9 protein-coding genes are annotated in these 11,566 nt (G+C 63.6%); 2 read left to right on the plus strand and 7 right to left on the minus strand.

What is annotated here, in order from left to right; genetic code table 11:
- Nucleotides 1–29: 29 nt before the first annotated feature.
- From OOJ09_RS20620 to OOJ09_RS20640, 5 genes are all read right to left on the minus strand, one after another.
- A complete protein-coding gene (locus tag OOJ09_RS20620; protein ID WP_269906961.1) occupies nt 30–722 on the minus strand; it encodes a hypothetical protein in 693 nt (230 codons plus the stop codon).
- Between the two features lie 15 nt (nt 723–737).
- Nucleotides 738–1,241 carry an ATP-dependent nuclease gene (locus OOJ09_RS20625; RefSeq protein WP_269906962.1) on the minus strand — a complete coding sequence of 168 codons (504 nt, stop codon included), beginning with the start codon at nt 1,239–1,241 and terminating at the stop codon, nt 738–740.
- Nucleotides 1,242–1,253: 12 nt separating this feature from the next.
- Nucleotides 1,254–3,182: an ATP-binding protein gene (locus OOJ09_RS20630; protein ID WP_269906963.1), complete on the minus strand. Its 1,929-nt coding sequence runs from the start codon at nt 3,180–3,182 to the stop codon at nt 1,254–1,256.
- Between the two features lie 213 nt (nt 3,183–3,395).
- On the minus strand, nt 3,396–4,721 hold the full coding sequence (locus tag OOJ09_RS20635; RefSeq protein WP_269906964.1) for a VpsF family polysaccharide biosynthesis protein: 1,326 nt from the start codon (nt 4,719–4,721) through the stop codon (nt 3,396–3,398).
- A 1-nt stretch (nt 4,722) separates the two neighbouring features.
- Nucleotides 4,723–6,831 carry a GumC family protein gene (locus OOJ09_RS20640; RefSeq protein WP_269906965.1) on the minus strand — a complete coding sequence of 703 codons (2,109 nt, stop codon included), beginning with the start codon at nt 6,829–6,831 and terminating at the stop codon, nt 4,723–4,725.
- A gap of 244 nt (nt 6,832–7,075) precedes the next feature.
- Between OOJ09_RS20640 and OOJ09_RS20645 the strand changes: the two genes are divergently transcribed.
- Entirely contained in the window at nt 7,076–8,605 is a 1,530-nt protein-coding gene (locus OOJ09_RS20645) for a formyl transferase (RefSeq protein ID WP_269906966.1), read from the plus strand.
- Between the two features lie 86 nt (nt 8,606–8,691).
- Nucleotides 8,692–9,906, plus strand: coding sequence for an FAD-dependent oxidoreductase (locus OOJ09_RS20650; RefSeq protein ID WP_269906967.1), 1,215 nt, complete (start codon nt 8,692–8,694; stop codon nt 9,904–9,906).
- 239 nt (nt 9,907–10,145) lie between these two features.
- Here OOJ09_RS20650 and OOJ09_RS20655 read toward each other — a convergent pair whose 3' ends face one another.
- Together OOJ09_RS20655 and OOJ09_RS20660 are read right to left on the minus strand one after the other, a co-directional pair.
- The gene (locus OOJ09_RS20655; RefSeq protein WP_269906968.1) at nt 10,146–10,391 is read right to left on the minus strand and encodes a hypothetical protein; all 246 of its coding nucleotides are present in this window, start codon (nt 10,389–10,391) and stop codon (nt 10,146–10,148) included.
- Nucleotides 10,392–10,396: 5 nt separating this feature from the next.
- Nucleotides 10,397–11,464, minus strand: coding sequence for a LacI family DNA-binding transcriptional regulator (locus OOJ09_RS20660; RefSeq protein WP_269906969.1), 1,068 nt, complete (start codon nt 11,462–11,464; stop codon nt 10,397–10,399).
- Nucleotides 11,465–11,566: the final 102 nt, after the last annotated feature.

An 11,566-nucleotide genomic window follows, 5' to 3' on the forward strand; every position in this document is an offset into this window, starting at 1 on the left:
AAGAGAAACTCGACGCGGAATTCAAAAGGTCAGTGGTCCCGTACTATCCCAATTTCTACATCGACTACAGCATTCGTCACATACTGTATCAGCACCAAGATGCCCTCACCGACTGGCGTTACCTTCACGAAGCAAAAAAATCGATGATGTTTGATCAGAGTACTTTTGAGGCAACGCTCGAAATGGTGCTGCGTGAGTTCGAAAAGAAATATCGCGTTGAGCCGGTGAGGCCGTTTTGAATGCCGTCCGGGTCGGAGGGCCTCGGTGCGGCGTTCATTTTGAGTAGCGCCGGAATGAAAGTTTTCTTCGCCGAGAGCGAGGGCTAGCGACCGTGGAGAGGTTGGCAGCGGCCGGATGATCCGATGCGGTTCGAGGCCGTACTCCAACTCGTCGATGAGGAAGGTCATCGTCGAGGTGGAAACCCTGCGCTGAAGGGCTGCGATCAAGAGCCGCGACGACCCCACGCCTAGGGATCGCAGTGGGACACCGATCTCATCGTGTAGCGAGATGGTGCCCGCGTTGAAGGTGACTGAGCCCGAGTCAAGCAAGGCCCGTATGACTTTGCCCACTGGCAGACCCAGAGCAGTGGCCTCATCCATAATAAGCTTCAGCGGCGGTTCAAGCTCCTTGAGCTTTGTCGTGTCGAAACTCTGACGCAGTTCCCGCGCGGCGCGCATCAGCTCCGCCTGGGCGTTAGCCGTTCCATCCGTGAGCTTGCTCACGACGGAACCGCGCCGCTAGCTGAGATGACTGTCCCCGGTCGCACCCAAACGCGCAGGCGCGATCCGCACCCTGTCGGCCCAGGCCAGATTCCGGAATCGCCCCATCGCTTGCGCGCGTGGGGAGACGAGGGTCCACTCCGGCTCGAGGTCTGCTTGAACGGTCAATTGCACGGTGAGCGCGGGTTCGAGCCCCGTTCCCGGCTCGGATTCGACCGTACAGGTAGGGGCGTCGAAGCCGACTAGGAAGTCGCCGTAGTTGTCGATGCTTTTGAGCGGCTCGTCTAGTTCGCCGAGGGTGACCGCTATCTGGATCGGCTGGGTAACGTCAAGGCCGTGAAAGTCACTGTCGGTGAACGTCGCCGAACGACGGGCCCCAAGGCATAAGTCGATCGCATCGAGGATGCTCGACTTGCCGCTGTCGCCCGGCCCTATCAGGCAGTTGATCCCGGAAGACGGCAGCCACGTCAGTTTCTTGATCGACCTGAAGTTCGAAATGTCGATCGCTCGTATCAGCGTCATTAGCCCTCGCTCTCAGACCGAAAGGCCCAAACCGCCTTGGCGCGCGATCGGCTCCGCCACAAATGTGTCAGCGTCCAAGCCGGCTTGGCGCAGGAATGGTGCCTCTGAAAGCCGGGCATATAGATTGAGCATCCGAGTCTCGGCACGCCGGATGAATGTCTCATAGGCCATCGGGATGATCTTCGTGCGTCCTTCCTCGCGCACTCCTTCGCGCGGCGTCAACCTCGACCCCAAGACGAAGCAGGTGACACGCGTCGCATCGTCGATCAGGCCTTGAGTCTGCAGTTCGACAACATATTTCCACGCCTGGTTCTTCTGATCCATTCCGATCGCAACGCCCGGCCTTTTCAGCTCGACGACGACCAGATGCTCAACGCCGATCACCTCGTGCTGATCGTCAAAGGCGGGGCGAGCAAATAGACCCACGCTGCCATCAGGAAGAATGACGAAGTCTGGCCGATTGAGGCTTCCCTGTCCCGTCCCGCCGAGCAACCGTCTGATGACCTCCGACATGCCGCGATTGGACGTGAACTCGATACTTTCGAACTCGGGGCCGAACACCCACAGGCTCCTCTCGATAAGAGGCTGCAGCTCGCGCACCTCATCGGCGCACTCATCGCGAAGCTTATCGTGTAGTTCGCTGATCAGCTTTAACCGACTTTGAATCTCGTCAAGCGCCAGCTTTGCGGTTGCGACACTCCAATCCGCTAGAATGCCATCCAGTTGGTCAATCTCCCCCGGATGAAGACCATGCAGCCGTGCGAGTAAGCTGTATTGTGACGAAGACGCTTCCAGATTGGCGAGAATGCCAGCGACCTGATCGATTTGCTCGGAGGATATGCCAGGGCAGGTATCGACAACTTGATCGACAAAGTTGTTCCACCGTTCGCGCGCGCTCGGCGCGATCCTAACGACGGTGGAGGCATAGCGTTCGCGAACCGCCTCCTTGGTCTCCAAACGCCGCTCGGAATTGAACGCGGCAATTTCCTGGCGAATCTTATCCTGCACGGCCATCTGGGTCTTCTTCCAGATATCATTAGTAGGCTGGAAACCCGACCAGTCCGGTAGGATAGCATCGGTGTCAGCCAGGAAATCGGCAAAGACGATAAACGTGAAACGCTTGGCTTCGCTCGTCCGCCCATCAAGTACGCGTTCGTAGTCGGTCCCGCGCCAGCCGCAATCGCCTACCAGCCGATTGTTGACGTGCCAGGCGATGCCGTGCTGCCGCGTCGTTCGATCGGCGCGCTGAGAATCAATCATGAGAATTGTGGCGCGGCCGATATCGAGGATATCGACGAAGCTCTTCCGCAGGAAATCATGCGGAATGTCGTCGAAGGTGACGGGCCGGCCGTCCAACGACACCTTGAAGTTCGGGTCTGTCAGAAAGCGCGTTCCAAGCACCTCTCGAACATCGGCCGCGGTAAGTCGAAGCCGCGTCGGTTCCACGGCCCGGATTTCTACGCCGTGCCCGGCGCCTTGCTCACGCTTGATAACTTCCCAATCGAAGGGGCGCTTCCCGCCCCTCGAAACCCGATAGGTGACTTTCTCGTCGGCTGCCTCGATGACGATCTCGTAGGGATTGGAAAAGGCAAAGCCGCCGTGTCTACCCCGACCGTTGTGTCCATACACTCGGCGTGGAGCCAATTCCATAAGCTCTGCGGGTGGGGAAACATACTCGCCCTCAGCTATCACCCGATTGTAATCGAAGACGCCCCAGCGCTGCTCGAACTGCGCGGCTGTCATGCCACGGCCATTATCTTTGATCGAGAATTTCCGGGCGCCGTCGTTTGTCGGCCAGGTTATGTCCACCTGTGTCGCGTAGGCATCCCAAGCATTGGCGACTAGTTCGACCAAGGCAACCGAAAGATCCGAAATGATTGGGCCGGCATGACGGTCCAAGAACCGCTGATCGAATGCCAACAATTGCTGTTCAGATGCCATCGCCCACCCCCTTCACCTGCTTAGCAGAGGGATCGGCATCAGCCCACTTAAATAAGCAGCTAGCGAGACAGCAGGACCTATTCAGCAAGTCTGCTTTGCTGGATCGTCATCCAAAAGCGGCCTGACCGCTCCCGGCCCATCTCGGCCATTGGCGGCAGCCAGTTGATTGAGCTTTGTGAAACGGCAATTGCTTCAAAAAGATGTGGAGCGGTTCTACGTTTCCATGAAACGAGGAACTGCTTTGACCGGCCTCATCGCCGCGCGTGCGGGCCGGTAGAGCGCAAGGCACAGCACAGCGATCTTGGTGAGCAGCGTGGTCTTGGAGGAGATGCTTTCCGAGGTGTTGAGGAGAATGAGCCAGCCCACCACCGGCAGCCAGACGCCGGGATGGCAGCGGCGCGCCACCTCATGCATGAACAGCCCGAAGCCGGACATCATCAACAAGGTGAAGAAGGCACCCAGGTAGACCGTCATGCGGATGAACGGGTTCTCGATACCCCATTCGAGGCCGTTGATCCGGCGCAGGCTCTCGACGAGATCGACGCTCGGCCCGACGATCACATCGCGCAGCTCCAGATATTTGAAGATCTCGAACATCTCGACGCGGGCATTGGCGCTGCCGCCGTCCGAGACGAAGCGGCCAAGCAGCGCATCGAAAAAGCCCTGCGAGGCCAGGACGGCGATGGCAACCGGCAGCAGCGCGGCCAGCATGCTCGCCAACGCGGCGCCGAGCAGGTTGACGCGTCCGGTGCGCAATTTGCGGAAGCCGTGGAAAAGCACATAGCTGCCGCCAAGGAGGACGGTCACCACCATCGCCGACCGGCCGCCGAACGCAACGAGCGCCGCGCATTGCAGGCCGACCATCGCCAGCCGCAGCGGCGCCGGCAGCGATCTTGCGCCGCTGAGCAGCGCCAGCACATAGATCGACGTCAGCGTGGCATTGACCAGCGGATGCCCCTGCAGCGCGCTCGAACGCAGGTCCGTGGCGAACACCTCGCCATCGAAGCGATAGGGGAAGAGCAGCGTCTTGGTGGCGAACTCGACCAGCGCCAGCAGCGCATTGGCCGTCATGACCGCGTGAATGACGGTGGGCAGCCGGGCGAATGTCCATTCGTCGTCCTCGCCGAGCAGGAGCACCAGGAGCCCGGAAGCCACGAACGTGTCGATCATGCCGGCCATGCCGGGCCGTTGCCTGACGATGACGACGGCCAGGAGCACGATGGCGATGACGACCATCAGCGCGGTGGCCGGCCGCCGGTCGGCGACATGGACGCAATAGCCGACCGGATTGCCGAACGTGCACGAACGCCAGGCAAACAGCAGGATGATGAGATAGGTGGAGGGATGGATCTTGGTCGCCGCGCTGCCCGACAGGCCGTCGTAATTGTAGCCCAGCAGCCAGAGCATGCCGCCCGAGACGCTGAACAGCACCACCACGGCGGCAATCAGTCCAAACTGCGTCACCGCGTCGACGGAGGTGCCGGCGCGGGGCGCGGCGACGCCAAAATTCGAGGCGGTTCCGCTCCAGCCGGAGGCCATGTCAGGCCACCTCGTCGACCAGCAGCGCGCCTGTCGGCACCCGCCCCATGACGGAAATCGCCTGCACGGTCGCCGTTACGTCACGCATCGGCGTGGCGTTCAGCCTGGCGACAAGCACGATCTCGTCCACCATGGCGACAAGCGGCGAGGCATTCAGGTTCTCGGCGAGCGCGCCGCCATCGACGACGACGAGTTCGAAACTGCGGCTCGCCTGGGTCAGCATGTGCTGCGCGAAGTAGACGCCGTGGGCTTCCTGGAAGGCCGCCTTCGGCCGGCCCCTGCCCAGAAGGGCAACGTTGCTGCCCGGGGCATAGCGGCTGATGGCTTCAAACGCATATTCGCCGCGCAGCACATCGAGTATGCCGGGCTGCGGGTCCTTCTGGCCGTTGCCGGCATTGGTGTCGACGAACAGGACGCGGCTGCCCCTGGCAGCCGCGGCATTGGCGAGCAGCCGCGCGATCCTGTTGCGTTGTGCGCCATCCTCGGGTGGCGACGTCACCAGGATGCTTGGCACCAGCGGCCAATCGGGCGGGCGTCTGCCGGAGGTGAACATGCGCCGCAACGCCAGGCCGACGACGGCGTCCGTCTTCTGGCTGGCCGCGACGGCCGGGCTCGCGCCGAACGGCCACCAGCGCCGCCCAGCCCTGGCTCCGGCCGGCAGGATGCCAAGCACGGGAGCATCGATCGCGGACTGCATCTGGTTGCTGGAAAGCACGGTCGGCGAGGAATATTCCGCGATCAGCGCCAGGCCGGTGCCCAGTCCCAATCCGCCAAACACGGCGCCAAACAGGAGCAGCCCCAGCGGCGGCCAGCTCTTTTTCTGGGCCGGCATGGCATCCGAGATGACGCGCGCGTTGGTGCTGTCGACGTTGATCTGCTCGCGCGTTTCCTGGGCCCGCTGGAGGTAGGTCGCGTAGACGGAACGCACCGCCTCGAGATCGCGCTGCAGTTCGCGCAGCCGCACCGATGCCTGGTCTGTGTCGAGCGACTTGCTCTTCATGCCCGCGACTTTCGCCTCCAGTGCCTGCTGGTTGGCGAGCGCCCGCTCGTAGTCGGTCTCGGCGGCCGTCTGGATGCGGCCGAGCTCGCGCGCGATCAGCTGACGCGTGTCGCGCAGCTGCTGCTGCGCGGCGATCATCGACGGATGGCGCGGCCCGAGCTCCGTGCCAAGCTGCGACACCTGGTCGACAAGCGTCGCCTCCTGTGTGCGCAGGCTCGAAATCACCGAAGAGCGCATCGCTTCCGAGGTCGCATCGGCCGCGCCGTTCTGCTTGCGGAGCTGGTCGACCTGCGCCTTCAGCGTCGCGGTGCGGCTTTGCGCCGCCGAAAGCTGGGTGTTGAGATCGGTGAGTTCCTGGTCGCTGACCAGCGTGCCCGCCGCCATCACCATATTGTTGGCCGCCTTGTAGGCCTCGACGGCGTTTTCTGCCTGCTGGACGCGCTTTCGCTGTTCGTCCAGCCGCGCCGTGATCGACTTCGACGCATCCGTGGCGGCTTGCGCGCGCGCGCTCGCCTGGTCGGCCAGATAGGCCTGCGCGATGGCGTTGGCCAGGAGCGCGGCCTTGTCGGCGCTCCTGGCCGTGACGATCACGTCGATGACCAGCACCTTGTCCGCCCGCTTCACCGCGAGACGGCTGCGCAGCGCATCGAGGGTCGAAAGCGTCCTGTCCTTCTGGTCCGGACCCGAGCCGAGCCAGCGCGACAGCAGGCCCTGCCCGTTGAATTCCGGATCCTCCGTCAGGTTCGTTGCCTTGATCGCGCGCAGCAGCACGCCCGTCGACTGGACGACGCTGACCTGGCTTTCAACCTGCGTGATGCCGCCGTCGGGTGCCAGCCCGCTCGGATTGATGTTGTTGGTGACCACCTGCAGGTCCTGCGGATCGACGATGATTTCCGCCACCGAGCTGTAGAGCGCGGGCGTGAGCAGGCCGTAGAGCAGGGTCGCGAGCGTGAGCAGCACGGCGGTGCCGACGATCCAGAGGCGACGGCGCACCAATATGCGCTTCAGGTCGCCAAGCTCGACTGTCGAAGGTGCGTATGATGCCGTCGATTCCACCGGTCCCGCTTCCGGAAAGTATTGCTGAGGAACGCTGGGCAGAGATGATAGCATAGCTGCCTCCTACAATACTCCATTTGCCTGCAAGACCAAATTGCGGCGTGAGCCTAGCTATTCCTCCAATTGTTAAAACATTATTAATTATGTTCGCAGCTCCTTGGAATTTTGGCACGGGGTTTGCTTGGAAGGAAACCGGAGTGTTGAGATCGCGCGGCAGGAGACGAACATAGATGGGGCAATTTTTGAACCGGGCCGGCTGCGTCGGCAATGACATGCGCCGGACCATCGAGCGCCCGATATGCGGGTAAGCCTTCGCCTGGACAGCCAATGCGTCCGTGCTTTTCACCTCATGCTCCTCCAACGCCTGGCTGCGCTTCCGGACGTGACGGTGTCTGTCGACGCCCGGCCGGCCGGCGGCGGCATCCCGCGCGGCGCGGAGGCCTTGTTCCAACTTGAAACGGCGATACATGGCCTGTCCCGCGACGGGCTGGCGAAACCCGTGCCACTTTTGGACCTCGCTCGCTACCGCACGGAGCAACCCGCTTCCCCCAACCTGGTGCTCGACCTCTGCGGTGACGTCGATCCGGAAGCAACCCGCGTCTGGCGCGTCACCTACGATGGCGCCAGCGGAGAAGAGGCCTTGCTGGCCTTGATCCTCGACGGCCGGACGCCGCTTGCCCGGGTCGAGGAAAACGGCGTTGCGGTTGCCGCCGGGCGCCTGGGAACCGAATATGGCGGCATCGCGCTCGCCTCCTTCCAGGACATGCTGGCGCGCACGGCAAGCCTGATCGTCGCGGCAATGACGGGCGCGGCGAAGGCCACCGCCCTGCCGGCGCTGCCCGAGGCGGCGCAGGCTGGCGCCCCGCCGCCGATGCCCTCGGCCGGCAAGCTTGGCGCCAGGGCGGCCAAGGCGCTGGCGCGGCGGATCGTCCAGAAGATCTACCATCTTTGCTACAACGCGCCGCACTGGAAGGTCGGCTGGCGTGAGACCAGAGGCAGGGATCTGTTCGACCTGCGCGCGCACCCGGCATCGGGCTGGCAGGTGCTGCCGGACGACGGCAGCCGCTTCTACGCCGATCCGTTCCCGATCCTGCATCAGGGCCAGCTCACTCTGTTCGTCGAGGACTATATCCACCGGCTCGGCAAGGCCATCATCTCCGCCGTGCCGTTCGGTCCGGCGGGGCCGCTGGGAAGCCCGGAGCCGGTGCTGGAACTGCCCTACCACCTCTCCTACCCCTTCGTCTTCGAGCGCGACGGCGAGGTCTGGATGATCCCGGAAAGCTGCGCCGCCGGCACGGTCGACCTCTACCGGGCGACCGCCTTTCCCGGCGGCTGGGTGAAGGAATCAACGCTTCTGTCCGGCGTCGTTGCCAGTGACGCCACGCTGGTCGAGCATGGCGGGCGCTGGTGGATGTTCGCCACCGTCAGGGATGGTGGAGGCACCATCCGGGATGGTGGCGGTGCCTTTTCCGACGCGCTGCATCTGTGGTCGGCGCCTGATTTTCGCGGGCCCTGGACGCCGCATGCGAACAATCCCGTGCTGATCGATATCGCCTCGGCAAGGCCGGCCGGCCGCATGGTGAAACGCGGCAACGACCTCATCCGCCCCGTGCAGGACTGCCGCCGGAGCTATGGCGCCGCCCTCGGCATTGCCCGCGTTGCACGCCTCGATCCGACCGGCATGGAGCAGGTCGTTGAGACGATCCTACACCCCGGTGAGCTATGGAGCGGGCGCAAGCTGCACACACTCAACGAGGCGGGAGGCTTCGAGTTCATCGACGGCTCGGCGATCGCGCCGCGCTGGAAGCGTCGCAGCGGATTAACCTAAACACTGGTTACTACCAGCTTCACGCAAAGGTTGCTTGAGGTTGATTGAGGCAGAGACATACTCGGGACAAGGCCCGGAGAAGCATGATGAGAAGCCAGAAAGACCCTGGAACACCCGCCAAAAACGCCGAGCCGACGACGGTCGACGTAGCGATCGTCGGCGCCGGACTGGCCGGCACGACCTTGGCCACGCTGCTGGGCAGAGACGGACGCAAGGTCGCGTTGATCGATCCGCACCAGACCCATCCCGACGAGTTCAGGGCCGAGAAGCTTGGCACCGGCCAGGGGCGTCTGTTCGAGAAGCTGGGCCTGGATTCGATCGTCCTGCCTCTGATGACGCCGATGGACGACATCCATGTCTTTCGCCTTGGCCAGTTGTTCGCCCGCGAACGGCGCGTGGAATACGGATTTTCCTACGGCGCGCTGATCAACGGCCTGCGCGCCGCCTTGCCGCCCCAGGTGCCGGTCACCGTGGCCAAGGTCGCCGAGATCACCACCGGGCCCGACAAGCAGAGGCTTGTCCTGAACACCGGCGCCATCATCGAGGCGCGGCTGCTGGTGGTGGCCACCGGCCACAGCGAGGCGGTGCGGCGCGCCATCGGCGTGCGCCGCATCGAGGACTCCAAGGGCCATTCGCTTTCGATCGGATTCGATCTTGCGATCCCGCCAAGCGAATGCGGCTTTCAGGCCGTCACCTGTTTCTCCAGCCGGCCCGAAGACCGGATGGCCTATATCAGCGTGTTTCCCATCGGCGGTGTCATGCGTGCGAACATGTTCGGCTATCGGCAGGCGAACGAGCCCTGGACCAAGGCGTTCCGCAAGGATCCGCAGAAAATGCTCTGCGAAATGATGCCGGAGATCGCGGCGCAGTGCGGGAACTTCAAGGTCAGCGGGCCAGTCGAGATCAGGCCGATCGATCTGACGCGGACGGAAGGGCATCGCCGTGACGGGGTTGTCTTCATCGGCGACGCCTTCTGCACGACATGTCCAACGCCGGGCGTCGGCATCACTCGGGTGATGGCCGATGTCGATCAGCTCTACTCGGTTCACATTCCGCGCTGGCTCGAAACACCGGGCATGGCGGCTGACAAGATCTGCGCCTTCTATGACGACCCGGTCAAGGTGGCCACCGATGAGGACGGTATGCGCGTGAGCTACTATGCCAGGTCGATCACCACCGGCACCGGGCTCGAATGGCGCATGCGCCGCCTGCGCAACAACACCGCGCGCCAGCTGATGATCATCGGCCGCAAGATACGGCATTTCGGCCAGCGGCCAGCCGCCGTGGCCAAAATGCAATAAGGCGCGATCGACCGACCGCGCCTTGGTGCCTTCGCCTCACCGGGCGAACGCGTCAGACGTCAACCGCTCACGCCGGCGTTGACGGACCAACCTGGGCCGTGACGACCGAAAGCCTTTCACGCTTCTGCAACGTTGGCTTCTCATATTTCTTCAATGGACATGCCCTCCGCGTTGGATACCGAGCCAAAAGAGCCAATTTGGTGCCAGGTGTCAATTGCGCCACGTCCGGCTGTCACAGCTTAAGAAGCCTCTCGCCCCGGCGTCAGCCCGGCCTTCCACGCTTGCGCCCGCAGGAGCGGCAGGCCGACGCCGATGACGTCGTCGGGATTGTCGGCCACCGGCCGCCATACGGCGAGCCCGCCGGCGATGTCGACATCGACATGGTTCATGCTTTCGAGCGTGATCGCGCCGCCGTAGCCGATGCCGGCGATCGCGACGATGCGGAGCCGAGGCCAGGTGCGGCGTTTGCCTTCCGCCTTCGGCAATGGACCTATTGTCGGTCTCCGGAATGCGGGACATTGCCTGGCGAGCCAACGGATTCCCGCATCAAGACCTTGCAAGGTTCGAGCCGCGCCGTCGGCGGCCCCTCCTCGCCTTCAATCCTGGCGAACAGCGCCTCCATCGCGTGGCCGGCGATCTGGCGCACCGGCTGCACCACGGCGGCGATCGCCGGCCATGTCACCTGCATCCATTCGGCATCGTCGAAGCCGACCAGCGAAATATCGTTGGGGCAGTGCCAGCCGCGCCGGCGGAATTCGGACAGCGCCACCAGCGTGCCCTTGAGGAACAGCGAATAGACCGCCGTCGGGCGTTCGCCCCCACCCTCACCTCTGTCGAAGTAGTCGCGCAATTGCGCCCTGAGCGGTTCGACATCGGTTTCGGCAAGCACGACATCGATGCGGACGTCCGGCGCCAGCTTGAGCGCGGTGGCGCGGAACCCGTCGAGGCGCGCGCGCACCGTGGCCGCCTGCTCGCCGAGGCCGATGACCAGGATGTGGCGGTGGCGCTTGCCGATCAGCTCGCGCGCCACCTCGGCGCTGGCGGAAGCACTGTCGGCCGATACCGTGTCGAAGGCGTCGTCCGACAGCACGCGGTCGATCAGCACGCCGGTCATGCCATTGGCCTTCATGAATGCGGCCGCCGGACCATGCTCGTTGCGCACCGGCGCCAGCACCACGCCGGCCACCCGCCAGTCATGCATGCGGGCGAGGATCTCCTTTTCGCGCGCTTCGGATTCGCGGCTGGATGCGGCCACCAGCGTGTAGCCGCGCTGCTCGGCCAGGCTTTCGAGCTGGCTGACCATCTGGCCGAAGAACTCGCTTTCGAACTCGGGCATGATGGCGCCGATGATGCGGCGCTTGGCCCGCCGCATGTCGGAGGCCAGCGGATCGACGCGATAGCCGAGATGCTCGACGGCATCGAGGACGCGCTGCGCGTTTTCCGGCTTCACCGTGGCGACACCCGCCATGACCTTGGAGACGGTGGCGGCGGACACGCCGGCGCGGCTGGCCACGTCGTGGATCGACGGACGCCGCTGCTGGGCTTGCCGATGCGCCATTGCTCCTTCTCCCGAGGCGCGGACATCAGCATTCTTCGTCCGCCGCCAAAACGAGTAAATCGATTTTTCGCGGTTGTAAATCGTTTAATCAGAGGTATTTTG

The organism is Mesorhizobium qingshengii (genome assembly GCF_027563465.1).
GTDB classification, from domain to species: domain Bacteria; phylum Pseudomonadota; class Alphaproteobacteria; order Rhizobiales; family Rhizobiaceae; genus Mesorhizobium; species Mesorhizobium qingshengii_A.

Excerpts from the sequence above, each read along its gene's own strand:
- OOJ09_RS20625 (WP_269906962.1), bottom strand. The coding sequence starts at position 1,241 with ATGACGCTGATACGAGCGATCGACATTTCGAACTTCAGGTCGATCAAG.
- OOJ09_RS20630 (WP_269906963.1), bottom strand. The coding sequence starts at position 3,182 with ATGGCATCTGAACAGCAATTGTTGGCATTCGATCAGCGGTTCTTGGAC.
- OOJ09_RS20635 (WP_269906964.1), bottom strand. The coding sequence starts at position 4,721 with ATGGCCTCCGGCTGGAGCGGAACCGCCTCGAATTTTGGCGTCGCCGCG.
- OOJ09_RS20640 (WP_269906965.1), bottom strand. The coding sequence starts at position 6,831 with ATGCTATCATCTCTGCCCAGCGTTCCTCAGCAATACTTTCCGGAAGCG.
- OOJ09_RS20645 (WP_269906966.1), top strand. The coding sequence starts at position 7,076 with ATGCGGGTAAGCCTTCGCCTGGACAGCCAATGCGTCCGTGCTTTTCAC.
- OOJ09_RS20650 (WP_269906967.1), top strand. The coding sequence starts at position 8,692 with ATGAGAAGCCAGAAAGACCCTGGAACACCCGCCAAAAACGCCGAGCCG.
- OOJ09_RS20660 (WP_269906969.1), bottom strand. The coding sequence starts at position 11,464 with ATGGCGCATCGGCAAGCCCAGCAGCGGCGTCCGTCGATCCACGACGTG.